Below are 23,298 nucleotides of genomic sequence, written 5' to 3'. Positions count from 1 at the left end.
TTATGAAACAATTATGCGGTATTTTCGAAACAACGTTTTTTTATCTTGGAGGTAGGCAGAAATGAAAAGGCTATCATTTCAAATTCTTATGTTTGTCCTTTGTATAATCGTTTCTCTTATTTTGTTTTATGTGATGGAGAAGCAAATATATAATCGAATCACCATAGTGAATGACAAACAAACTGTTTTACAAAGAGTGAATGAATCCCTGCCTACTGAAATGAAAGTTAGGCATGAAAAGTGGGGAGAAATTGTTATAACGGATGAAGTTCGTTTGCATACGATTGTTTCATTCTTTGACCGAATTCAAATAGAACCGAGAGAAGCTAAGAATCAAGAACAAGTATTTACTGGAGAAGTAACGTACTTGAATGGGCATAAACGTACTTTTGCAGTAGGTGACTTGTTCCAGTACGGGGCTGATATGTACGGAAAGAATGGTACGGACCCAATGATTTCAGCATTTCAAACATATTTGTTAAGCCTGTATTACACACCAGAACGTATTAGTGACTTCTTTGCGTCAGCACAGGATGTCATAGTACGCCAAGGTGATGTAGAACGTACGATGAATCTTACGCACATGCTTGATTCGATTCGGTATGCAAAGCAAATTACAGATTACGGAGAAATACAGAAATTATTACAATCACAGAATGAACCAATTGCTTATATTACCGCTTATAAAACAGGGAAGCGTATAAAGAATGAGCGAGAAGACATTCTTACTATTTCTGTATATCCATCTTACTTTGTTGTGCAATATCTCGGTGATAATAATGGGAATGTCATGTATATGAAAAGCTCCCTCGCAAATTTATTTGTAAAGGAGAATGTGTCATGAGAAAGATAGCCTTTTTCTTCTTTTTGCTAGTAATTGGAGGAGCGATGTCTAGTTGCTCTCGAGATACAACCTCTATTAAATATAATAAAAATGGTCTCCCTATTTTGGATGATCGTCATCTTGTTGCGTATGTAGCAGCTCGTGAGGAAGTTGGTGAAGCTTTGCTGTCATCATTTTGTAAACCACGCGGCTGTACGTATGAATTTATTCGTCTTTCGACAGAAGAGCTTCTTCGGAGGGTAGAAGAGGAAGCTGGAAATCCGAAAGCGGATATTATTATTGGCGGTACGGTAGACGCGCATCAAATGATGAAGCAAAAAAATCTATCTATTCCTGTTACGAGTCAGCATGCGAACCGTATTTCAAAAACTGTTAAAGATAAAGACGGTTATTGGTACGGTTATGAAGTGGAGAAGCTGGCAATTGCGATCAATAAAGAGCGGTGGAATGAAGAAATAGCACCGCTCGGACTTCCCTATCCATCAAGGTGGCAAGATTTATTAAATCCAGTATATAAGGGAAAGATTGTGATGCCAGATCCAAATGTCTCAGGAACAGCATATACGTTTTTCCAATCACTTATTGATACTGTAGGTGAAGTGGAAGCGAAGGAATATGTGAAGAACCTTGCAGGGCAAGTTGGTGAAGTAACGGTGAATGGTTATATACCAGTAGAACTAGTTGCGAGCGGTGAGTATATGATAGGCATCAATTTCATGGGAGATCAGAGAATGCTTCAAAAACAAGGCTTTCCAATTGTAAGTATTGTACCTGAGCAAACAGGGTTATCTGTTAATGCGATTTCGAAACTAAAACGTGCACCGAATGGTATTATTGCGGATTTATTTATTGATTATTGTTTATCAGAAGAAGCGGGTCACATTTTAGAGAAGGTTTCGTTTGGCGTACCAACGATGTTTGCGAAGAATGAGCAAGAAATAGAAGGACAGCCGGTTAGAAGAACAAACAAAAATATATCAAATAGCGGAATAATCGAGATATGGAATAGACAGCGTCTCTCTCAGAAGTGAGAAAAGGAGACGAAAATATATGTTTAAATGGCTTAAGCCAGCACCTGCAATTGAGAGATTGCCAGCGGATATGATTGATCGAGTATACAAATTATTACGTATTCGTGTATTAATGGGAATTTCAGTTGGGTATGCTGCTTATTATTTAGTTCGTAGTAACTTTACGTTATCAAGTACGTATTTAGTACAAGAATATGGATTTAGTACAGCTGAAATTGGACTACTAGGTTCAATCATGGCAATTGTTTATGGATTTAGTAAGTTCTTTATGGGGAATTTATCAGATAAAGCTTTCGCCCAGCGCTTTATCGCAGTCGGTTTATTCTTATCAGGGCTTGTAAATATTTGTTTCGGTTTTGCATCATCCTTTGGAATGATTGTTACATTACTTGTTCTAAATGGTATTGTACAAGGTATGGGAGCACCACCTTGTAGTATCGTTATGACGAAATGGTTCTCGAAGAAAGAACGTGGTACGAAAACAGGTATTTGGAATATTTCACATAACGTTGGCGGAATGCTTGTGCCACCACTTGTCGGAATTGGTGTAGCTATTTTTGGTGAAAACCATTGGCAAGGCGGCGTGTTTATTTTCCCAGCGATTATCGCAATGGTAATTTCAGTTCTTGTTTGGATTAATGCGAAGGATACACCAGAATCAGAAGGTCTTCCTCCAATTGATGAGTATCGTAATGACTATGAAAATCTTGAAAAAGCAGATCATGCTAACAAGATGTCACCAAAAGAAATTTTAATGAAATATGTAGTGAAAAATAAATTTGTTTGGTTCTTATGTATTGCGAATGCATTTGTGTATTTAATTCGCTTCGGTGTTATTAACTGGGTTCCACTTTATTTAACGACAGTTAAAGGTTTCTCAAAAAATGAAGCACATGCGGCATACGCAATCTTTGAAGGTATGGCAATTCCAAGTTCATTAATTGTGGGTCTTTTAAGTGATAAATTATTTAAAGGAAAACGTATGCCATTATGTATCATTAGTATGGTCGGAGTTGTTATTGGTACGTTTGTATATTGGCAAGCAACTAGCATACTTGTTGTAAGTATTGCAGTTTCTATTATCGGTTGTTTAATTTATGTACCACAGTTCTTAATTGGTTTAAGTGCGATGGAATTAGTACCGAAATTTGCAGTAGGTACGACAGTTGGTATGTGTGGTCTATTCGGTTATGTAGGCGGAAGTCTTGTAGCAAACGCAGCAATTGGTGTTATTGTTGATCGTTCTGGCTGGGACGGTTGCTTCATCTTACTATTAACAGGTGCAATTTTATCAACAGTCTTCTTGTTCATCGTTCAACGTGGACATGAGAGCAAAGGCCCTAAAGCGGCGTAATATTTTATTTAAAAAGCTATCCAATCACCATTTTGGATGGCTTTTCTTATATTCATATAATCTTTCCTTAAATCTATCTTAAAAGACAAGATGTCATATTTCTAATCATTGGAATTTTTGTTACAATATAAATGGATGTGTAAAACTTTGTAAAAAGAATGTAATAATATGTAATTTGTTTTCAGAAAGTTTTATACAATTCGGGTGTCTATTAAACTATAAGATATAAAAAGGAGAGAGAATATGGTACCAAATACGGTTCGTACTCCAAACAAGAAGAAGAAATGGATTATTATCGGGGTTATTGCACTAATTGTTATTGTAGCGGCAGTTAATATTTTTTTAATGCAAGGGAAGAAAAAAGGTGCAGCAACATCTGCTGATGCTGTGAGCTTTGAGAAGGTAACGGAGCGAAAGCTTAATAATACGAAATTAATTTCTGGCCAGGTGAAGCCTGGGAATATTGAAAGTTTCTATGCGGATCCGACTAAAGGAAAAGTGAAAGATATTGCAGTGAAAGAAGGACAAGAGGTAGAGAAAGGTACGAAGTTATTCTCTTATGATAATGAAGAGATTAATTTGCAAATGAAGCAAGCTGAGCTTGATCAGAAGATGGCAGATATGCGTTATGATCAAGGAAAGAAGAAAATTGATTCGTTGAAGAAAGAAATTAAGAAGGCAAAGGATAGCGGAGCTGGGAAAGAAGTAACGGATCCGATGGACGAGCAAGTAAGTGAGTTAGAGATGGCGCAAAAGACAACTGATCTTGAGAAAGAAAAAGGGAAGTTGCAGAAAGAAGAGTTAAGTAAAAAGCAGAAAGAGCTTACGATTTATAGTAATTTTACTGGTGTCGTTCAAAAGTTAGATAAAGATGCGGCGCAAAGTTCATCTCAAGCGTTAGGTGGTCAAGGGAAAGCATTTTTACAAGTGGCGTCTAAAGATCCATTCCAAGTTCAAGGGACGTTAACTGAGCTTCAAAAGTCACAAATTCAACCAGATCAAACATTTACTGTAACTGCGAAAGCGAATAATAAGAAGAAGTGGACAGGTAAAATTACAGAGGTAAGTGAATTCCCAACGAGTGCAGAGATGGCTCAAGCTGGTGGTATGGGTGAAGCGACTCAAAATATGTCCCAATATACATATAAAGCAAGTCTTGATAGTCAAGATGGTTTATCTCCGGGTTATCACGTTTCATTGCAAGTAAATTTAGAGAATAAGACGATGATTGCTGTTCCAACTAAGAGCATTGTAGAAAAAGGCGATGATGCATTTGTTTATGTTGAGGATAAAGGAAAGCTTCGTAAACAAAATGTGAAAAAAGGTTCTACTGATGGAGACTGGACAGAAATTACTGAAGGCGCAACAGTGGGGCAAAAGGTGGTTAAAAATCCTTCCGATAACGTGTATGACGGAATGGAAGTGAAAGAGAAATGATTACGTTAAATAATATTTCTAAAACGTATTATCAAGGGAAGTTGGCAGTACCAATCTTACATGATATTAGTATAACGATTCAAAGTGGTGAATTCGTTTCGATTATGGGACCGTCTGGTTCTGGTAAATCAACGCTTATGAATATTATCGGTTGTTTAGATCGTCCAACAGAAGGCGAATATATGCTGAATGATGTGAATATCTTAACAGCAGATGAGTCAAAGCTTGCTTTAATTCGTAATGAATATATTGGCTTTGTGTTTCAGCACTTTAATTTGCTTCCGCGTCTTTCGGCAGTCGAAAACGTTGAACTTCCGCTCGTATACGGTGGTGTGAAGAAAGCAGAGCGTCGTCAAAGGGCTCTAGAAGCACTTGGTAAAGTCGGTTTGTCAGATAGGGTTCACCATTTGCCGAATGAATTATCAGGTGGACAGAAGCAGCGTGTAGCGATTGCAAGATCGATTGCAAATAATCCAACGTTCATTATGGCCGATGAGCCAACTGGTGCGCTTGATACGAAGTCTGGTGAGCAAGTTATGGATATTTTCACGAAGCTAAATGCAGAAGGTACAACGATTGTTATGGTTACGCATGAAGAGGAAGTAGCAGCGTATTCTTCCCGCCGCATTGTACTGCGAGACGGGAAAATTACAGAAGATAGAAGGTGTGCGGTATGAGTTTACTAGATAGTATAAAAATCGCCCTATCTTCTATTTTAGCTCATAAACTGCGTTCAGCTCTTACGATGCTCGGCATTATTATCGGCGTTGGTTCTATTATTACTGTCGTTGCAATTGGGCAAGGCGGAGAGGCTGCACTGAAATCCCAATTTGTTGGATCAGGTAATCAAACGGTACCGATTCATTATAGTGCCGATATGAATGATCCCTTTGGTATGGCGATGGTAGAAGCACCGAAGATAACTGAAGAAGATATTTTTGAAATTAAAAAAATCCCAGAAATCGCACATGTTGTAACAACAAATTCAAGTATGGAACCACTTGATATTGAAGATAAAATAGAAATGGTGAGTATTACTGGATTAGACAGTGAGTATTTTTCAGTAAATAAAGTAAAGTTGTTAAAGGGACGTTCTTTACAAGAATCAGATGTGGATCAAGGTAATAATGTTGTCATGATTAGTAAACAAATGGAAGAAAAGGTGTTTAAGGATGCCAATCCAGTCGGCAAAATTATTGAAATGAAAGGTCAACCGATGCAAATTATTGGTGTCTACAAATCAGATAACGAATTTATGGGAATGGGACCATCAGAGGCACTAGTTCCAATTTCATTATGGCCGACACTGTATGGGAAAGATGAAATTCAAAATATTTCTGTTCAAGCAAAAAATGTAGATAATCTAGAAAAAGCCGGTAAAAAAGCTGCAGATGTTTTAAACAGCCGTAAACCGAGTGATGCAACTGGTAAATACGAAGTTATGAATTTAAAAGAAATTCAAGAAGGTATTTCAAAAATGACAGGTATTATGACTATGATCATCGGCGGTATCGCTGGTATTTCACTAGTCGTTGGCGGTATTGGTGTTATGAACATCATGCTCGTATCTGTAACGGAGCGTACGCGTGAAATTGGGGTACGTAAAGCGCTTGGTGCAACACGTAGTAAAATTTTATTACAGTTTTTAATTGAAGCAGTTATGTTAACGCTTCTAGGTGGTTTGATCGGAATTGGTCTTGGATATGGCGGAGCATATATCGTTTCTACATTCGCAAAATGGCCACCGCTCGTTTCATGGGAAGTTGTCGTTGGAGGCGTACTATTTTCTATGACACTTGGTATTATTTTCGGATTAATTCCAGCGAATAAAGCTGCAAAATTAGATCCAATTGAAGCATTACGTTATGAATAAGTTAGTAGTGTAGTAGAGAGGGGGCTCTCTACTACATACTACCGTTCTAGTGGGCGGTTCGTAGCCTCTATGTGAGGAAGTGAACCGCCCGTTAGAACGGGTTATATAAATAGAAGGAGGTGTTATAATGGAGGCGAATTTGAATACACAAAAAGCTGGCGGAGAGAAGCCATCATTGTTTGGAATGGTTACTTCTCCTGGTTTACAGTTTGAGAGAATGAAGATGAGCGAAAAAGTTTGGGGTATGTTCTTCTTAATGGCGTTATTCCAAGGGCTGTTAAGTGCTTTTACTACATACGTTACGAATACGTCCCCTGAAATGGTTAAAATAAAAAAAGAACTAGGTGAATTTGCAGGACAGAGTTCACTGACATCCGATGTTATTTATGGCATTGTGTCGGGTACTATAGGTGGTATGCTGGCAACATTCGTTGTTGCAGCTATTTATAAAGTGTTTATGATGTTCTATGGGAATGATACCCCTTATAAAAAATTAGTAACAATTATTGTATATACGAACGTTGTTGTTATTATTGGTGGATTTATTAATGGTGTTATAGCTTTAATTTTAGGTGTTGCACCAACTGCATATACAAGCTTAGGACCACTATTTGAGGAAGGCTCAGTTGCTTATGGAATAGGGAGTTCGATTGAAGTATTCTATTTATGGAATATCGTTTTAATTTGGTTAGGACTGCAAATTACAGCGGGAGTAAGTAAAGTGAAAGCAGCTATTCCAATTATCGTTTTATTCATCATTAAAGCGTTATTCTTAGCAGCGATTGTTATGTTAATTGCGGCATTTTTACCAAATATGCCAGTATAAATAAGGGGGCGTTATAATGGAAACAAATATTAATACGCAAGATGTAGGTGCGAAGAAGCCATCATTATTAGGGATGATTACTTCTCCAGGTGAACAGTTTGAGAGAATGAAGAACAGTAATGCGGTTTGGGGTGCATTTTGGATACTTTCTTTATTATCAGGGATTACTGGAGGTCTTAGTACTTATGTATATTCTTTAACACCTGAATCAATTAAGCTCAATCAAGAATTAGGGGTTAATGTTACACCTGTGATGACTTTTGGTGCTGGCTTTGTATTTGGTATTATCGGTATGATAATAGGTTTCTTTATTAGCGCAGCAGTATACAAAGTGTTAATGATGTTAATGAGCAATGATACTTCTTATAAGAAATTATTAACAATTACTGTATATTCAAGCATTATTTCATTACTTGGCTTATTAATAAATACGGTTTTAGCGCTTATTCTAGGTGGTTCAGGGAAAGAGTTTTACACTGGTTTAGGCCCGATTTTCACTTCAAGCGGCGGTGCTGTAAAGGGTATTGCAAATAGCATTGAAGTATTTACAATTTGGGGATTTGTAATCACGTGGTTAGGTCTTCAAATTACAGCTGGTTTAAGCAAAAAGAAAGCAACGATCCTTATGGTGGTATTCTTTATCTTAACTATTGGATTTGGCGCAGTAAAAGGCATGTTCCAATAATAGTTGTACTTTAAGTCACTATAAAGAAATGCAGCAATTATAAACGTAATTGCTGCATTTTTGTTATAAGGAGTAGATACATATGTTTAAGAAATTATTAGCAAATTTTTTGTTTATGTTAGTTGTATTATTGTTAGCGGTAGAATATATGCCGAATAAGAACCCTTATATATTTGTTGGTGTTATAAGTTGTATTTTAGCTACAGGTCTATATGCAATCGATAGATCCTTCAAACGTATGACTACAGAATAGTATAAATCGAAAATTTATAAACAAGAGGTTCCTTCTTATGTATAGAAGGAATCTTTTTTATTTTTACCCATACTTCAAATACCACCGTTGAAATTTCAAATTCTACTTCATGTAATTTCAAATTTCGGCGGTAGTATTTGAAATTACTCACAGTGAAATCGCTTCTTTATTTTTATATTGTGGAGGTACCGGCGGAATAACAAAGAGGTATACCTTTTAGAAGTGGGTACTGTGTGAAACCAGCAACTTTTAAAGAGGCAGTTGTTTTGTATGAAGGAATGATTGTAAATCAAATAAAGAAGCTAGGTATTTATCAAGATCATGAAGAGTATTATCAATGTGGTTTAATTGGTCTTTGGTATGCGTATGAAAGATTTGATGCGGAGAAAGGAAGTTTTCCTGCATATGCAGTAATAACTGTGCGTGGTTATATATTAGAAAGATTGAAGAAAGAGTTTGCAGTGCAAGAAAAGTGTGTATGTGTAGGAGAGTATGAGGATATCTTCCATTTTGAAGATATTGAAATGAGAGCGAAGGATTTTATGAGTGTATTAGATGAGAAGGAGAAGTACATTGTTTTTGAACGATTTTTTGTAGGGAAAACGATGGGAGAAATCGCTAGCGAGATGGAAATGACCTATTATCAAGTGAGATGGATGTATCGGCAAGCGCTTGAGAAAATGCGAAATAGCTTAAGAGGATAAATAGGATTATAAGAATGGAAGGCAAGAGATATTGCTTTCCATTCTACTTATTATGCTAAGGTAGTAAATGTGATAAGAGGTTTTTAAATTGTAGTGAATCTTGCATGTTCATACGTGATAATACGTATCCAGCTTTTAATAATTGCTGTCTTAACTTATGGGGACTGATATGTATTGTTGTAGTAGTGCCATTTGAAAAATGAATGTTAGCTTTTTTACTCTTTTTGAAAAATTCTATGTCATCTATATGGTTATAAAATAGCCATATACAGTTTGGAGAAGAAGGAGACTCTGTCGGGAAAGCGCAAATATATTCTCGATGATTAATCGGAATTGGGACATTTTGTTTAAATTTAAAGTTTGTTTGGACGGCATTACGTCTGCCTTGATAAGTAGAGTGAACATTGGTTAGACAAGATTGCTTTATGAGTTGGAGAGCAGTTTGACAGGAGTAAAGATGGTTCCCGCTACTGTCGATAATTTTGGTGCAATAATAAGGGTGCTTGTATGGTTCTAGCATCATTGTAGAATTAGAAATAATAATATCATTTTCTGCATTCATAAATTTGATTCCCCCTTTATAAATGATAATAATTCTAAATATAATTATATACGAATTAAGTAAATTAATTGTTAATATTCTATTTCATATTGTAAATTTTGGCTATTCGTTTACAATCAATAGATGATAGTCTTTCTAATTTGCATCGCTTGTACATATATATGAAAATAGAAAAGAGTAGGCGGTGAGATAGTATGAAGAAAAAGTATATTATTATGGCTCTAGTTGTTGTTCTTCTAGTATATTTAGCGAATAGTAATCCGAGTAAAGGTGAATATACGGACTGGGCAGCAAAGCAGTTTATGAAACGTAATGATGTAAGTAAGAAGTTAGACGAAGTTCAAAAGGAAAATGAAGAGGGTCTCCTTGGCGATTTAGCATCGGCTGGTAAGAAGTTGGCGAAAAAATATGTTGAGCCACAAGTTGGATTATTAATCGAGAATTATACAAAGCGAAATGATTATATTTTCTTCTCAACATATACGACCGAGTTTGATATAGGCGGAGAACACTATAAATATGTATGCGTCGGTTTTTCAAAAATCTTTATTCCGATCGAAATGCCGAAGAAAAAAGACGAATCTGCAAAATGATGCAGATTCGTCTTTTTGTTTATCTCCACTGATTTAGAGGTTAATGGGAACTTCAGATACATTCCTTTCTACGAGACGGGCTCCTTTTTTTCGAGTATTATCATGAATTGATGAAAATACAGATGAGGCAAGGATGGTATCCATTACTTGATTTACGACTTGTGCATCGACGGGTGTGATAGGTTTTTCGATAGAAAAAACAACTGTTTTTCCATCTTCTTTCGCGAAAATTAATTCTAGTACTTGCATGCTTTATTTCCTCCTTTTTATTTATCCAGCTGTTGGTGTTGGCTAATAATTAGTGGGGACGAACACCCCCACTAATTAAAGTTTCATCTTATAGGCTAGAAAGATCTGATGTGCTAACAAGTTGTACAGCGTGAAGAGGCGATGCTTGTAAGGACGCAAGGGCACGTGCTACGTTTTGTACCTTCTCTAAGTTTGCGTTTGTTTTTACGCGCTTAAATTGTTTATTCTTAAAAACTGTTTTTCCGTTCTTATCTAATCCATTGTTTAAGACAAGACGTAAGGTTAAGTCCGTTACGATTGTTTCGACTGCCATGTTTATCACCCCCTTTCACTATATAAATAGGGTGCAAATGTCATGTTTTGGCGTGAAATTTATTCTTTTTTTTGGTACGCTTAAAAGACTAAGAGAGGGGTTTCGGAAGAATGAATCGTAAATGGTTATTTTGGATTCCTGTTTTACTATGGATGGGATTGATTTTCTATTCCTCGGCACAACCATATAAAAAGCAGGATATGCGTTCGGATATTGAACAATATGTAAATGTGGAGTTTGTGAAAGAGCATTTCTCATGGGTATCTATCGATTATGGCGGTGGTACACCTGTTAGCATTGCAAATAAAGGTGTAGGCGGATTTGTTGAGTTTTTCCTTCGTAAAGGTGCGCATTTTATGGTGTTCTTTATGCTCGGTTCATTGACGTATTATGCTTTTCATCGATCAGGTTATTCGAGAAAGCGGTGTTTTATATATGCCCTTCTTTTCGTCGCGGGATATGCAACATTTGATGAAATTCATCAATGGTTTACGGGAGACCGTACACCGATGTGGCAAGATTCATTACTGGATACGTGCGGCGGATTAACAGGAATTATAATAAGCAATTGGTTTTGGAATAGAAAAAGGAGCTAATCTTTTGAGATTAGCTCCTTTTGTTTACCCCGCATTAACGGGCAGTAAGACCCCCACCTCAAAATTCAGCGAAAGCACAGAAGTTAGGTGGGGGACAACTGCCCGTAAAAGCCTGATTGGTGGGGGCTAATAATCAGTGGGGGATGAACAAAACCCCCACTGATTAAAGTTTCACTTTATACACCAAGTAATTCTTTTAGTTCATCTGTAGATAGTTCAGTCATCCAACTATCGGTTGTGATGACGGCGTTGTTTAAGGATTGTTTTCTTTCTAACATTTCATCAATTTTCTCTTCGAGTGTCCCCGTGGTAATCAGTTTATGAACGTGAACGAAGCGTTTTTGACCAATACGATATGCGCGGTCTGTTGCTTGGTTTTCTACAGCTGGATTCCACCAACGGTCGTAGTGAATGACATGGTTGGCAGCGGTTAAGTTTAAGCCAGTTCCACCTGCTTTTAACGATAAGATGAAAATGTCATACGTTCCGTTTTGGAACTGCTCGATCATTTTGTCACGTTCTTTCTTCGGTACACTACCGTTTAAGAAGAGGACGCGCTGACCGAAATGTTCTTCTAACACATTTTTTAGCATGTTCCCCATACCGATGTATTGTGTGAAGATTAAACAACTTTCATTTTGGTCTTTTATATTTTCAATTAGTTCCATTAGTGTGCTCGTTTTCATGGAACGTTCGATGATGTCTTTCGGTTCTGTTTCTTTTAAATAAAGAGCGGGGTGATTACAAATTTGTTTGAGCTTGTTCAGCATTAGTAATATAAATCCGCGTCTTTCAATCCCGCTTAATCCTTCGACATTTTGTAATGTATCTTGAACAAGTTGTTCATATAAGGAAGCTTGTTCGCCGGTAAGTGGGCAGTAAGCTTTCTGTTCTTGTTTATCAGGTAAGTTTAATGCGACGGTTTGATCTTTCTTCGTACGACGCAGTAAAAATGGTGAGATAAAACGTTGAACTTGTTGGATTTTTCCTTCGTCACGGTCTTTTTCAATCGGTGAGACGAAGCGGCGCTGGAATTGTCCTAAGCTGCCGAGATATCCATGATTGATGAAGTCGAAAATAGACCAAAGCTCGGCAAGTCGGTTTTCCATCGGTGTCCCGGTTAAAGCGATTTTGTGATTTGCTGGCAAGTTTCGTACTGCTTTCGACTGTTTCGTATGTGGGTTTTTAATATTTTGTGCTTCATCCAAAATAACAGCATCCCAGCATAACGTACTAAGTTCTTCTTCATCAAGCTGAGCTAATGCATAAGATGTTAATACAACATCTGCTGATTGAAGGAATTCTTTAAATGATTCACCTTTCGCTCGATTACTTCCATAATGTAACTGAACACGTAAATTTGGTGCGAAACGCTCAAATTCTTTTTGCCAATTTCCAAGAACAGATGTCGGTGCCACGATTAAAGCAGGGCCTGTTTGAAGATTGTTCTCTTTTATATATAGTAAGTAAGTGATCGTTTGAATACTTTTTCCAAGTCCCATGTCGTCAGCTAATAATGCTCCGAATCCAAGCGTTCTTAAATATAATAACCACTCAATGCCGTGTTGCTGATACGGACGGAGTGTTGCGTTTAGTGCAGAAGGAACATCTACTTTTGGAATATCACCAATGTGCAATAATTTTTGGAATAGCTCTTCATAATATCCATCTAGCTCGATTTCAATATCGGTAAAGGGACTATCTTCTTCTACAATTTCTGTTTCAGCAGTGTTTGATAAATGTTGCTGAAGGACATCTTTCATTTCGAGTCCATATTTATCGGCACGGTTCATTAGTTTTCGTACTTCTTCAATAAAGGCTGGATCTAGTCTCATCCATTGACCATTTATATTGAATAAACGCTTGTTTTGTTCAACGAGTTCGAAAAATTCGCTTTCGGATAAATCAATGCCGTTCGTTGAAATGCGCCAGTCGAAATTAACGAGCGTATTCATGCCGAAGAAAGATTGCGTTTGTGTGGCATTTTGCTTCAGCTGCACACGTAATTTAGGTTTTGTTGCTTTTAAATTTTGCCACCATGATGGTAATAAAATCGTAATACCTGCGGCGAGTAATTCGTTACTTGCTTCCGTTAAGAAGTTCCACGCTTCTGTTTCAAAGAGTTCACTTCGGAACGTCGCGTCTTCTTTTAACCACGGTACGAGCTTACTGAATCCTTCTTGTGTTTCAAGAATACGTTCTTCATAATCGTGCCATCGTTTTGGCAAAGAATCGATACTCTCATATACATATATGCGATGTGCGCCGCGCTTTGGTGTAACAATTGTCTCTAGCTTCCACATTTCAAATTCTTCTTGTGGCTCTTGTAGTCGTAGTCCGATTGTAAAGGGAAGGTCATCTTCAATGTAACCAATTTTACGAAGCCAATCTTCTTCATGTAGTGCTGCATCCAATTGTCTTTTCGTAAAGTCGTAGTGTTCATAAAGTCTCTTGGCATCTTCCCATCCATCATTTGAACGGTTATCTTGTAATATGCTTTCATTTACCGCGGCCGAGAAAAGAGATGCCAATGTGTCATCTTCGATTAGGGTATTTTGAACTTTCCAAGATGGTTGCTGAGACCAACGTTCCATATCAGGTACGAAGCTACCGCTGATGAAGGCATCCCATAATTCGCTTGCATCTTTCGTAAGTGCTGTAATAGGACCGTTCATTTGAATATGGGCAAAGGAGTTCATCGGTTTATTCGCGATGTATTCAAATGCTTGTGCGTTTGTTAGCATAACACCTTGTTTTCCTTCAAAGGTCGCTTCTTTTAGAAACGTGCCGTAGAAAGAAGTGGCGTGCCATGTAAATGCATTTCGTTTCCAACTTGTTACGGATAATGGAGTACCGCTGTCATCTTCTCCCCAAAGGAACCAACCTTGACTAACGTGCTGGAGCCTAATTGTTACTTCAGTTTGATTGATCATCGATTAATTTTCCTTTCCGTAATTCCTCTTGTAGTGCACGCAAACGTGAATGTAAGTTTGCGATGTGAATAATGAAGGCATCCCATTCATCAGTGCGCTTCAATCGTTTATATAATGTACGTAATTTCTTTAAGTAACGAACTGCACGTCTATATGATTTGCGGTTTCGCTCTTCAATGGCCTCGGTAGCAGCCAGGTGATAAAGAGGAAGGGCTGCTTCTGGTGCTTCCTTTTCAATATCTTTCAGCGGCTCTTTCAAAAGTTCAATTGCTTCAAACCCATGTAAGAGCTGAAGTTCTGCCCATGTACGATATTGCTTTTTCGCGAGTACGTATTGCTCATAGTTTGCGAAACTATATGGTAATAGCTCTTGCAAAATCATTTCGAGTCCTGCTTGTTCATTTGTATGAGTTGCATACGTTTCATACATGATGACAAATAAGCGAACGATATCTTTTATGAAAATCGTATTTTCATGCTCATGTATCGTTTTCTTCACTTGTTTATACGTAAAGGAAAGCCAGTTTTTCGCACGATCCCATTGCATTGTATTTAATAGCTCTTCTAACCAATAGAAGTACAGACTTACAACAGAAGCAGGCTGTTTCTTTAGTAAGTCCATCGCTAATAGGTCTTCGTCATTTAAAAAGAGTAGATGAGAAGATGCTAATGCTTTGGAAAGTGGGTTGATTTTCGTATCGATTCGCTTTTCTTCTTCTTGTAGTTGCTCTTTATTGTGTAAGAGTTCACTCCATATGTGACGATAAATAAAAAATCTTTCTTGTGTATAGGCGTCGGTGGAGAAGAATACTTCGTGAACGAGACGAGCTGTTTCTTGCAAAATTGCTTCAGACTCTGAAGGAATCGCTTCTGATTGTAAGTCCCGGACGATGGATTCCACTTTATCTACAAATAAGCGAACGACGTTAACAGGCTGGTGATAAGAATACGTTTTATTTGCTTCGAAGTCCTGAATTTCTTCTAATAATTTTTGAAAGCAATAAAGCGCTGCGTGTAGCCTGAACAACTCATGTATCGCAACGATACGCGGGGCTTTCCGCTCGAGTTTCGTATAGAAGTCTGTAAAAATACTCATAAGAAAATACATTTGTTTATAAGTAAGCCGAGCTTGTTCTTTTTTAAATGAATCATATTCGTTATCAAAATATGATTGCCAACTTTTATAATCCGTTTCTTCAAAAGCTGATGATTGCAATACTTGTCTTGCAGTTCGAATAGGAGGAAGGGAAGGTTTCGTATTATTTTTAAATAAAGTTAATACATCTCCTACTTGACCGAAACTAGATGCTGCAGATAGTAACACAGCGAGCATATGCTCACATTGCGTTGGTGCAAAGCAATCGCAATAGCTTTCAGCGACGTTACGAATTGGGATATGGACGCTATATACGCTGCCTGCAGCATCTACAGTTCCTGATAGCGTATAACCATCAAAGTCAACGTTGTAGACAACACCACTACGATATAGGTGCCGAGCTGTAGCGACATGTTCCTGATCAGCTGTTTGCTGTGGATCTAGTCCTTGAACGAACTCATTCGCAATCATCATAATTTCATCTTTCGTAATTGAGTGTTGCAGCATAATATTCCTCCGTACACATATTTCTTTCCTTTACCATTATAAACAAAAAATGCTCAAAACAGAAAAAATGAAATTTGGATTACATAAATTGAAAATCATGGTAATATATATAATGTTAATTTTGTATATTGCTATATATGTATAGGAGGAGAAATGGTTTGTCAGATTTACAGACGAAGTTAGGTAGTGGAATGAATAAGTTACAAGAAGGAATTGAGCAAGGGAAGATGAAGTTACAAGTTGCGCAGGAAATCGCTCAATTGAAAAAAGAAATGCAAGTGCAAATGCAGAAAAAGGCAGAGGTTCTATTAGAGGTTGGACAACGGGTCTACGTTCAATTAAGAGGAAATAGAGTAGATGAAGTGAGCCTAAAAGAAATGATTGCTCCAGTTCAAGAATTTGATGTAGCTATTTATCAAGCAAGAAAACGCATTGTTGAACTGCAAAAGCAACAAGGCGAGAAAGCTACATGTGAATGTGGTGGACCTTTATCAATAAATGATAAGTTTTGTGGTTCGTGTGGAAAGCCTAATCCGATGTTAGCGATAGAAAATGAAGGTGAAACGACGAATTGTATTTCATGTAATGAACATATTGAACGAAACTCTACTTACTGTCCAGTTTGTGGAATTAAGCAAAGTGGGGAGTGAATTAGATGTATTGTCGCACGTGCGGAAAGCAACACGGTGAAGAAGTAAATTATTGCCCTAATGAAGGAAGTATGGAGATTGCAGGAGCTATAGATGTAGTAACGTTAGAACAAGATACTGCAAAATACTGCAAAGGTTGTGGCAGTGAAAATGCTCAGCAAAATTTATATTGCCAAAAGTGCGGGCATTCTTTATTTATTGTGAAGAAAAAAGAACAATCTATTAAATTACCTGCAATGGACGGTACTCCTGAAGTTAAATTTACAGCAGATAAAGCCGTTTTAAAAACAGGTTTTATTGGTGGAGCTGTTGCAAGTATTCTAATGTTAATTGCTGGTTGGATTGGTAGTTTATTATTTGCTTCTATATTAAGTGAGATGTTTAGTAAATTTGCGAAACAATTAGAAATGCTCCCAAACTTTTATTCGAGCGCAACTTCTACGCTGCTAAGCTATCATTTACTTGGTTTTACAGCTAGTGACGATAGTGGATTGATATTATCATTATTTTGGCATACTCCATTTACATTACTATTAATTATTCCATTTATTATTTTCGCTGGTACAGGAATTTGGTTAGGGAAGCAGCGTGTTGCAAAAACGATTAAGGATCAAATCTTTATAGCAGCAACAGTTGGTATTATTTATGGCGTCTTTTTATTCATTATAAGTTTTATAGCATCACAATCTTTTGCAATTCCATTCTCAGAAGCAGGTAAGATTACGGTTGGTTACTCAGCAATTAAGAGCTTTTTAAGTGGCTTCGTATACGGGACATTATTTACTTTAATAGGATTTATTGCTCATACAAGCAAAAACAATATGGCAGCAGCATTTCAAGAGTTAATGCCATATGGAGCGTCTGTTTATTACGGTGTTTCAGCTATGATAAAAGGACTTTTAGTAACAGCGGTAGCAGTTTGTATTATGGCGTTAGTAAGTAAGGAAGACGGTATTGAACCATTAAAAGAAATAACAACTTTAAAATCTGAAAGTACATTATTAGCATTAGAGTTAACACCTCAATTATGGAGTATGGCTCATTTTGCTCCGTTAGAAGTATCAAGTCCAGCACTTAGTAAGGAATTTACTGGAATTGGTAAGAAATCAAAATCATCTGAGAGCACATTATCGTTTTCATTTATATCAGGCATTTCTGTAAATGGCGTAAAGGTTAGAGATATAATGATTTCAAAAGGAGCAAGTCAGGAAAGCCTTGCTGAATTTGATGAAGTGAATAACGTATTCCATTACGGTTTATTACTGCTTATTATTCCATTGTTCCTTATGTTTAGAGCGGGAAGAAAGTTAGCTGAATTACCGACTGCTAATATATATATTACATTAGCAGTATGCAGTGGCTCTTACACAATTATGATGGTCGTAATGAATATGATTTCTAAGTTCAAAATTGATGTTTCAGGTACTGTAACAAATTTGTTTGGAACAAGTGGAACGGTATTATCTATGCAAAATTCATTTGTATATTTAACTTTGTTTAGTTTTATTGTGACATATGTAGCAGCATTTGTTGGAATGAAGTTAGCTAAAAAATAGGAGGAGAGCATGTTGAAGTTTTGTGGAACATGTAAAAAGAACGTTGCAGACCATTTGAACTTTTGTCCCGAGTGTGGGAGTAAAGTAGAAGTAATCGTCGATAACACTGGCGCTTCATATACAGAAGTGCAAAGTGAGACCAAACCAGTCAAAAGTAAGAAAAATTTATTTTTAATCATTGGTTTAGCCATCATTGCTATTTTATTATTTGGGGTATATAAATTTGGAGCAAATAAGTTTTCAAAAGAAAAGCAAGTGAATGTAATGATTGAAGCATTCCAAAAGAAAGATATTAATGCAATTGATGAGTTTGTGAAAGTAGATGATCCAAGTTTAAAAATCAAAACAGAAGATATTAAGGCGTACATGCGTTATCTAAAAGAGAATCCGTCGTACAACAAAGAATTACTTTCGTATTTACAGAAAGAGACAGTAAATCAAAAATTAACAATAGATAAGGCAACCTTTAAAGATGGTCAAATTATAGAAGACGGGAAAGAATGGTTCTTATATCCGAAGTATAAACTTAACATGAAATCTTATTATATGAATGTAAGCACAACTGCGAAAAATGCTGAAGTATATGTGAATGATAAGAAAGAGACAGAGTTATCAAATGATAAAACTTCAAAAGAAATTGGTCCATATTTCCCTGGTTCTTACGTTGTAAAGGCAAAAGCGAAGACGGAACTAACTGAGTTAGAAACAGAAAAAGAAGTGGACTTGGTAGATGAAAAAGAGGCGAAAGTGGATGTCAAGTTATCTTTAGAAGGAAATTATGTAAGCATTTCTTCTGATGAAAGTGATGCAACTGTATTTGTGAATGGAAAAAAACGTGGAAAATTAAGTTATGGAAGTTATAAGCTTGGTCCTGTATCCACAGATGAAACAGTAGAAGTACATTTAGAGAAAACTACTGATTTTGGTGTGATAAAGTCTGAAAGTGTTAAAGTTGGAGAACAAAGCACGTATTACTTAAAATTCCCGAAAGAAACATCAAGCTCAGCAGTGGGCGACTTTGTAAAAAATCATATTTATGATAATGTACGTGCGATTTCATTAAATGATTTTAGTTTAATTGAAAATAATTATGATAAGAGCGGGAAATCGTATAAGGAAGACCGTGATTATATACAATATTTACATAAAAAAGGAATTACAGAAGACTTATTAACGATGGAAGTTCGTAATGTAGAGCGTCAAAGTGATACGAAATATAAAGTAACGACATATGAAGAGTATCATATTCGTTACGGTGATGGATCTGTGAAGTTCAAAAGCTTTAATAATGACCATATCATTACTGTTAATGGAAATGGAAAGATATTGTACCATTCTCTTGGAGCGAATAATACGCTTAAGTCAGAGGAAGTATCTGGTCCGACTCGCTAATAAAGGAGAGAGGTTGTTCAATATTGTTGAACAGCCTCTTTTTTTGTAGTTTATTTTTCTTGTAAATCTTTGCTAGTAAATCGATATTTCGTGTCGAAGCGTTGATATATTTTTCTCTACTCGTGTTCACGAAGCGAAAATAAAAGGATATCACTTAGCCGAAAAAATCCGGTGAGGTGATATCCTTTTTTACAATTATGAGCGCGTTTCTTTTAATATCGCTTGCACATATGGATCATGTAATATGTGTTCTATAATTGGTAACATGTTTTGTTCGAATGGAATGTCGATAGGAAATGGTTTTTGTGAGCCGGGTTTGATTCCATATTGGACAATTTTGTAATGAGTATTTTCTTCAGAGCTGAGCACAATTAATTTATATCGATTGTCATCGCTAGCGAGTGAAAAGTCAATGGAAGTAGCGTCGTATGTTACTTCATCTTTATATATATACGGCTTTGGTGTACCGATCCAGTCTACTTTTGCTTGTACATTCATGGACATAACCTCCTTATAGTTATTATAAAAAAATAAAAGCCAGCTCTCAACAAAGAGAACTGGCTTTAGCAGTCATTGGTTATTTTAAAATTTTCACTTTAACAGTTTTGCGTCCCCATTTTTGAGCAGCACTATCTGATCCAAGTAGGATGTCGATACGGTTACCTTTAATTGCACCGCCAGTATCTCCAGCGATAGCTTCTCCGTAACCTTCAACCCATACTTTAGATCCTAATGGGATTACTTTCGGGTCAACAGCGATCATTTTCATGTTTGGATTCGCTGTTAAGTCATGACCCATTGCAGTTAATACACGGCCACCGTATGTGCCACCGTTTTCGCTTGGGTGAGCTGTATATGCTGTAGCTACAACTGTTAACTCACGACCACCAGAAGGTGTGCTAGTTTCAGCAGCTTTCACAGCAGGCTTAGCAGCTGGTTTTTCTTGTGCTGCAGGTGTTTGAGCCTTAGCTGGTGCTTCAGCTTTAGCAGGAGCAGTTATTTCTTGTTTCTCAATTACAGGTGCTGTACCTGTTAAGAAAGGAACATGAACATAAGCTGTTTTCCCGTTATATTCAAATTGTAACCACTCATTTTGTACTTGGTTCGTTGTTTCGATTACATCGTCTTTCTTCAACGTTCCAAGAATTTCTGAGTTTGTGTTCGCTTCAGCACGTACGTTTAATACGTTAGCTGTTACGTAGTAGATGCTTTTTGTGAACTCTGCACTTACGAATGCGTCTTTACCGTCTAAAGTAATTTTTGACCATCCGTTCTCTGTATTTTGAACATCTATTTTATTACCGTTTAGTAATTTACCGACAACTTTTGATTCCGTAGTAGGGTTTTCGCGTACGTTTAGTACGTCTGTTGTTACAACAGTTTCTGCATTAGCAGATGATGTGAAAATCCCAAGACCAAAAACTGCTGCTGTTGCTATTCCAATTAATTTTTTCATGATAGCCTCCATTGCGTTTGTTTTCGTGTCCTCATTATAGCAACAGATTTTTTCGGATTTGGGGAAAACACACAATTACAAACCATTCGTAATCAGTCGTTAACATCCTGTAATATAGCAAAAAATATAAGAAAGCGTTTTTCATTCTATATGATTAGTAGGTTTCTACTTATATTCAAAATATTTAATACAACATATTGTTTTCGGCGTAAATAAAAATATTACAGGAGTGTTACATGATGTTTACTAAACAGTTACATTCCTTGAGTATTTTACCGTTTTATGGGTAATATAGTTATATAAACATAAACATTTTGTTTGTGAAACTATAAACACGTGCTATATACTAGCAAAAAAACCGCATAATTGTTACAAACAGAAAGGGTTGCAAGGAAGAAAAATGCCCTTTTTTACATCTGTAACACATCCTTTTTTGGGAAAACACATTCCCATCCGCATTTTTCTCGCACAATTTGACAGCAGTATTTCGATCTTATGGCTCTTGCAGAGTAAAAAGATTATACGGAAGGTAAGGCTGTCCATAAGAATTCTAGTTGGTGAAGGTGAAAATAAGAAAATCACCGTAAAATTATAGTTTTCTATCCGATTTTACATATCGGAATTTATGTTATTTACAAAAGTGAAACCTACGAAGGGGGATTTGATGAGGAAACTGACAAAAACATTCATCGTTTCATTAACATTATGTATTGCATTTACAATTTGGGGGATTATTCCCGAATCTATTATTGGAAAAGGTAGCCTAGGAAATGTAACGACTGCGATTCAAACGGCATTGGTTAGTAAGTTTGGATGGTTCTATATTATTTCTGTTTCTATTATTTTAGGTGTGTCTATCTTTTTAATTGTTTCGAAATACGGTTCTATTCGTTTAGGTAAAGATGATGATGAACCTGATTATAGTTATATGACATGGTTTGCTATGCTATTTAGCGCTGGTATGGGTATCGGTTTAGTTTTCTGGGGCGTTGCTGAACCATTAAACCATTTGTACGCACCTCCATTTGGAGAAGGTGCAACTGAGGAAAGTGCGCGTCTTGCATTACGTTTTTCATTTTTCCATTGGGGATTACATCCGTGGGGACTATATGCATTCGTAGCGCTGTGTATTGCTTACTTTACTTTTAGAAAAGGAAAAGCAAGTACGATTAGTGCGACAGTAGGTCCGTTATTTAAAGGCGGGGAACATGGACGTATTGCTCATTCATTTGATGTGTTAGCTGTTTTCGCAACTGTGTTTGGTGTCGCAACATCATTAGGTCTTGGTGCGAAACAAATTGCTGGTGGTGTTAGTTATTTAACATCTATCCCGAATTCATTGCCGACACAGTTAGTTATTATTGCAATCGTAACCGTTCTTTTCATGTTATCTGCGCAAACAGGTCTTGATAAAGGAATTAAATATTTAAGTAATGCGAATATTATTTTGGCGTTTGCACTTATGATTATTGTATTATTTGCAGGTCCAACAAACTTTATTATGAATTACTTCACTTCAACAATCGGTTCTTATATTCAGGAATTGCCAAGCATGAGCTTCCGTTTAAGCCCATTAGATGAAGGTGGAAACCAATGGATTCAGTCATGGACAATTTTCTATTGGGCATGGTGGATTGCATGGTCACCATTCGTAGGTACGTTTATTGCCCGTGTTTCACGAGGACGTACGATTCGTGAGTTTGTTATCGGTGTGTTACTCGTACCGACTGTAATCGGTGCGCTTTGGTTCTCTGTTTTCGGCGGGACTGGTATTCATATGGAGCTGTTCGGTGATGCACATATCTTTGAAAAAGTGAAAGAGATGGGGACTGAAGTAGGATTGTTCGCTATGTTTGATCAGATGGGAAGCTTTGGATCAGCTTTATCTGTTCTAGCAATTCTTCTTATTTCTACATTCTTTATTACATCCGCAGATTCTGCGACATTTGTTTTAGGGATGTTAACAACACACGGTAGTTTAAATCCGCCGAACCGTATTAAAATGGTTTGGGGTATCGTTTTAGCCGCGCTAGCTTCTATCTTATTATATATTGGTGGATTAGAAGCCCTACAAACGGCAGCTATCATAGCGGCATTCCCATTCGTGTTCGTTATTTTCTTTATGATGGCGGCATTATTTAAAGAGTTACAAAAAGAAGGACGTATGAAGCGTCATTAATAATAGAAGGAAAAGGAGCTGATTATGTATCAGCTCTTTTTTATATAGAAGGAATTTGAACTGCAAGTAAGGGAAATAAAATACTTTACTATATAAGTAGTATGCCTTTTATACGAAGAAAAAACGATGTATTTCGACAATATTCGATATTCTATAAATTCTATTCATATTTTTGACAAAAAATTGTCGGAAATGTGTTGTCACGTTTA

General features: G+C 36.7%; 23 protein-coding genes. 16 read left to right on the top strand and 7 right to left on the bottom strand.

The window, feature by feature from the left end; translation table 11 throughout:
- Positions 1 to 61 precede the first annotated feature (61 nt).
- The 10 genes from KVT31_RS14370 to KVT31_RS14325 all read left to right on the top strand — a co-directional run bounded on the left by KVT31_RS14370 (position 62) and on the right by KVT31_RS14325 (position 9,007).
- A complete protein-coding gene (locus tag KVT31_RS14370) occupies positions 62 to 844 on the top strand; it encodes a DUF3919 family protein (RefSeq protein WP_088098460.1) in 783 nt (260 codons plus the stop codon).
- Complete coding sequence (locus tag KVT31_RS14365; protein WP_088098459.1) at positions 841 to 1,875, top strand: ABC transporter substrate-binding protein; 1,035 nt, start codon at positions 841 to 843, stop codon at positions 1,873 to 1,875. The genes KVT31_RS14370 and KVT31_RS14365 overlap by 4 nt, the downstream gene beginning before the upstream one ends.
- 19 nt (positions 1,876 to 1,894) lie before the next feature.
- The gene (gene pgtP / locus KVT31_RS14360; RefSeq protein WP_088098458.1) at positions 1,895 to 3,229 is read left to right on the top strand and encodes an MFS transporter; all 1,335 of its coding nucleotides are present in this window, start codon (positions 1,895 to 1,897) and stop codon (positions 3,227 to 3,229) included.
- A 243-nt stretch (positions 3,230 to 3,472) separates the two neighbouring features.
- Positions 3,473 to 4,666 carry an efflux RND transporter periplasmic adaptor subunit gene (locus KVT31_RS14355; RefSeq protein ID WP_088098457.1) on the top strand — a complete coding sequence of 398 codons (1,194 nt, stop codon included), beginning with the start codon at positions 3,473 to 3,475 and terminating at the stop codon, positions 4,664 to 4,666.
- Positions 4,663 to 5,343, top strand: coding sequence for an ABC transporter ATP-binding protein (locus tag KVT31_RS14350; RefSeq protein WP_088098456.1), 681 nt, complete (start codon positions 4,663 to 4,665; stop codon positions 5,341 to 5,343). The genes KVT31_RS14355 and KVT31_RS14350 overlap by 4 nt, the downstream gene beginning before the upstream one ends.
- Entirely contained in the window at positions 5,340 to 6,539 is a 1,200-nt protein-coding gene (locus tag KVT31_RS14345; protein WP_088098455.1) for an ABC transporter permease, read from the top strand. The genes KVT31_RS14350 and KVT31_RS14345 overlap by 4 nt, the downstream gene beginning before the upstream one ends.
- Before the next feature lie 127 nt (positions 6,540 to 6,666).
- Complete coding sequence (gene yknW, locus KVT31_RS14340) at positions 6,667 to 7,365, top strand: YknW family membrane protein (RefSeq protein WP_088098454.1); 699 nt, start codon at positions 6,667 to 6,669, stop codon at positions 7,363 to 7,365.
- A gap of 16 nt (positions 7,366 to 7,381) precedes the next feature.
- On the top strand, positions 7,382 to 8,050 hold the full coding sequence (gene yknW, locus KVT31_RS14335) for a YknW family membrane protein (RefSeq protein WP_088098453.1): 669 nt from the start codon (positions 7,382 to 7,384) through the stop codon (positions 8,048 to 8,050).
- Positions 8,051 to 8,132: 82 nt separating this feature from the next.
- Positions 8,133 to 8,303, top strand: coding sequence for a hypothetical protein (locus KVT31_RS14330; RefSeq protein ID WP_170930163.1), 171 nt, complete (start codon positions 8,133 to 8,135; stop codon positions 8,301 to 8,303).
- A gap of 233 nt (positions 8,304 to 8,536) precedes the next feature.
- Positions 8,537 to 9,007, top strand: coding sequence for a sigma-70 family RNA polymerase sigma factor (locus tag KVT31_RS14325; RefSeq protein WP_088098452.1), 471 nt, complete (start codon positions 8,537 to 8,539; stop codon positions 9,005 to 9,007).
- Positions 9,008 to 9,062: 55 nt separating this feature from the next.
- On the opposite strand, the gene KVT31_RS14320 is transcribed toward KVT31_RS14325, so the two are convergent.
- Positions 9,063 to 9,569 carry a competence protein ComK gene (locus KVT31_RS14320; protein WP_088098451.1) on the bottom strand — a complete coding sequence of 169 codons (507 nt, stop codon included), beginning with the start codon at positions 9,567 to 9,569 and terminating at the stop codon, positions 9,063 to 9,065.
- Positions 9,570 to 9,763: 194 nt separating this feature from the next.
- Between KVT31_RS14320 and KVT31_RS14315 the strand changes: the two genes are divergently transcribed.
- Positions 9,764 to 10,162: a DUF4359 domain-containing protein gene (locus KVT31_RS14315; protein ID WP_000731403.1), complete on the top strand. Its 399-nt coding sequence runs from the start codon at positions 9,764 to 9,766 to the stop codon at positions 10,160 to 10,162.
- Between the two features lie 33 nt (positions 10,163 to 10,195).
- Here KVT31_RS14315 and KVT31_RS14310 read toward each other — a convergent pair whose 3' ends face one another.
- Both KVT31_RS14310 and KVT31_RS14305 read right to left on the bottom strand, forming a co-directional pair.
- Complete coding sequence (locus tag KVT31_RS14310; protein ID WP_088098450.1) at positions 10,196 to 10,411, bottom strand: DUF2922 domain-containing protein; 216 nt, start codon at positions 10,409 to 10,411, stop codon at positions 10,196 to 10,198.
- Positions 10,412 to 10,499: 88 nt separating this feature from the next.
- Positions 10,500 to 10,724 (bottom strand): DUF1659 domain-containing protein, encoded by a 225-nt coding sequence (locus KVT31_RS14305; protein WP_088098449.1) that lies wholly within the window; start codon positions 10,722 to 10,724, stop codon positions 10,500 to 10,502.
- A gap of 110 nt (positions 10,725 to 10,834) precedes the next feature.
- Between KVT31_RS14305 and KVT31_RS14300 the strand changes: the two genes are divergently transcribed.
- Positions 10,835 to 11,320, top strand: coding sequence for a VanZ family protein (locus KVT31_RS14300; protein ID WP_016136054.1), 486 nt, complete (start codon positions 10,835 to 10,837; stop codon positions 11,318 to 11,320).
- Positions 11,321 to 11,496: 176 nt separating this feature from the next.
- Here the strand turns inward: KVT31_RS14300 and KVT31_RS14295 are convergent, their stop codons facing one another.
- Positions 11,497 to 14,253 carry a DEAD/DEAH box helicase gene (locus KVT31_RS14295; protein WP_088098448.1) on the bottom strand — a complete coding sequence of 919 codons (2,757 nt, stop codon included), beginning with the start codon at positions 14,251 to 14,253 and terminating at the stop codon, positions 11,497 to 11,499.
- Positions 14,237 to 15,856, bottom strand: coding sequence for an SWIM zinc finger family protein (locus tag KVT31_RS14290; RefSeq protein WP_088098447.1), 1,620 nt, complete (start codon positions 15,854 to 15,856; stop codon positions 14,237 to 14,239). Before KVT31_RS14290 ends, KVT31_RS14295 begins: the two co-directional genes overlap by 17 nt.
- A 158-nt stretch (positions 15,857 to 16,014) precedes the next feature.
- Here KVT31_RS14290 and KVT31_RS14285 point away from each other — a divergent pair, with 158 nt between their 5' ends.
- Genes KVT31_RS14285 through KVT31_RS14275 form a run of 3 tightly spaced genes read left to right on the top strand, consistent with a single transcriptional unit; the run spans position 16,015 to position 19,454 of the window.
- The gene (locus KVT31_RS14285) at positions 16,015 to 16,506 is read left to right on the top strand and encodes a zinc ribbon domain-containing protein (protein ID WP_088098446.1); all 492 of its coding nucleotides are present in this window, start codon (positions 16,015 to 16,017) and stop codon (positions 16,504 to 16,506) included.
- Between the two features lie 5 nt (positions 16,507 to 16,511).
- Positions 16,512 to 18,062 carry a zinc ribbon domain-containing protein gene (locus KVT31_RS14280; protein ID WP_088098445.1) on the top strand — a complete coding sequence of 517 codons (1,551 nt, stop codon included), beginning with the start codon at positions 16,512 to 16,514 and terminating at the stop codon, positions 18,060 to 18,062.
- A gap of 12 nt (positions 18,063 to 18,074) precedes the next feature.
- Positions 18,075 to 19,454 (top strand): zinc ribbon domain-containing protein, encoded by a 1,380-nt coding sequence (locus KVT31_RS14275; RefSeq protein WP_088098489.1) that lies wholly within the window; start codon positions 18,075 to 18,077, stop codon positions 19,452 to 19,454.
- 195 nt (positions 19,455 to 19,649) lie between these two features.
- On the opposite strand, the gene KVT31_RS14270 is transcribed toward KVT31_RS14275, so the two are convergent.
- The gene (locus KVT31_RS14270) at positions 19,650 to 19,952 is read right to left on the bottom strand and encodes a DUF3910 family protein (RefSeq protein ID WP_088098444.1); all 303 of its coding nucleotides are present in this window, start codon (positions 19,950 to 19,952) and stop codon (positions 19,650 to 19,652) included.
- 79 nt (positions 19,953 to 20,031) lie between these two features.
- Positions 20,032 to 20,910, bottom strand: a complete 879-nt coding sequence (locus KVT31_RS14265) for a cell wall-binding protein EntA (RefSeq protein ID WP_088098443.1) — start codon at positions 20,908 to 20,910, stop codon at positions 20,032 to 20,034.
- A 664-nt stretch (positions 20,911 to 21,574) separates the two neighbouring features.
- On the opposite strand from KVT31_RS14265, the gene opuD reads away from it, so the two are divergent.
- Positions 21,575 to 23,089 carry a glycine betaine transporter OpuD gene (gene opuD / locus KVT31_RS14260; RefSeq protein ID WP_088098442.1) on the top strand — a complete coding sequence of 505 codons (1,515 nt, stop codon included), beginning with the start codon at positions 21,575 to 21,577 and terminating at the stop codon, positions 23,087 to 23,089.
- Positions 23,090 to 23,298: the final 209 nt, after the last annotated feature.

Source organism: Bacillus sp. GbtcB14, from assembly GCF_019091205.1.
Classification (GTDB): Bacteria; Bacillota; Bacilli; order Bacillales; family Bacillaceae_G; genus Bacillus_A; species Bacillus_A cereus_AG.
This window is presented reverse-complemented; position numbering and strand designations above follow the sequence as displayed.

Coding starts and splice junctions, on each gene's coding strand:
- KVT31_RS14370 (WP_088098460.1), top strand. CDS start 62: ATGAAAAGGCTATCATTTCAAATTCTTATGTTTGTCCTTTGTATAATC.
- KVT31_RS14365 (WP_088098459.1), top strand. CDS start 841: ATGAGAAAGATAGCCTTTTTCTTCTTTTTGCTAGTAATTGGAGGAGCG.
- pgtP (WP_088098458.1), top strand. CDS start 1,895: ATGTTTAAATGGCTTAAGCCAGCACCTGCAATTGAGAGATTGCCAGCG.
- KVT31_RS14355 (WP_088098457.1), top strand. CDS start 3,473: ATGGTACCAAATACGGTTCGTACTCCAAACAAGAAGAAGAAATGGATT.
- KVT31_RS14350 (WP_088098456.1), top strand. CDS start 4,663: ATGATTACGTTAAATAATATTTCTAAAACGTATTATCAAGGGAAGTTG.
- KVT31_RS14345 (WP_088098455.1), top strand. CDS start 5,340: ATGAGTTTACTAGATAGTATAAAAATCGCCCTATCTTCTATTTTAGCT.
- yknW (WP_088098454.1), top strand. CDS start 6,667: ATGGAGGCGAATTTGAATACACAAAAAGCTGGCGGAGAGAAGCCATCA.
- yknW (WP_088098453.1), top strand. CDS start 7,382: ATGGAAACAAATATTAATACGCAAGATGTAGGTGCGAAGAAGCCATCA.
- KVT31_RS14330 (WP_170930163.1), top strand. CDS start 8,133: ATGTTTAAGAAATTATTAGCAAATTTTTTGTTTATGTTAGTTGTATTA.
- KVT31_RS14320 (WP_088098451.1), bottom strand. CDS start 9,569: ATGAATGCAGAAAATGATATTATTATTTCTAATTCTACAATGATGCTA.
- KVT31_RS14315 (WP_000731403.1), top strand. CDS start 9,764: ATGAAGAAAAAGTATATTATTATGGCTCTAGTTGTTGTTCTTCTAGTA.
- KVT31_RS14310 (WP_088098450.1), bottom strand. CDS start 10,411: ATGCAAGTACTAGAATTAATTTTCGCGAAAGAAGATGGAAAAACAGTT.
- KVT31_RS14305 (WP_088098449.1), bottom strand. CDS start 10,724: ATGGCAGTCGAAACAATCGTAACGGACTTAACCTTACGTCTTGTCTTA.
- KVT31_RS14300 (WP_016136054.1), top strand. CDS start 10,835: ATGAATCGTAAATGGTTATTTTGGATTCCTGTTTTACTATGGATGGGA.
- KVT31_RS14295 (WP_088098448.1), bottom strand. CDS start 14,253: ATGATCAATCAAACTGAAGTAACAATTAGGCTCCAGCACGTTAGTCAA.
- KVT31_RS14290 (WP_088098447.1), bottom strand. CDS start 15,856: ATGCTGCAACACTCAATTACGAAAGATGAAATTATGATGATTGCGAAT.
- KVT31_RS14280 (WP_088098445.1), top strand. CDS start 16,512: ATGTATTGTCGCACGTGCGGAAAGCAACACGGTGAAGAAGTAAATTAT.
- KVT31_RS14270 (WP_088098444.1), bottom strand. CDS start 19,952: ATGAATGTACAAGCAAAAGTAGACTGGATCGGTACACCAAAGCCGTAT.
- KVT31_RS14265 (WP_088098443.1), bottom strand. CDS start 20,910: ATGAAAAAATTAATTGGAATAGCAACAGCAGCAGTTTTTGGTCTTGGG.
- opuD (WP_088098442.1), top strand. CDS start 21,575: ATGAGGAAACTGACAAAAACATTCATCGTTTCATTAACATTATGTATT.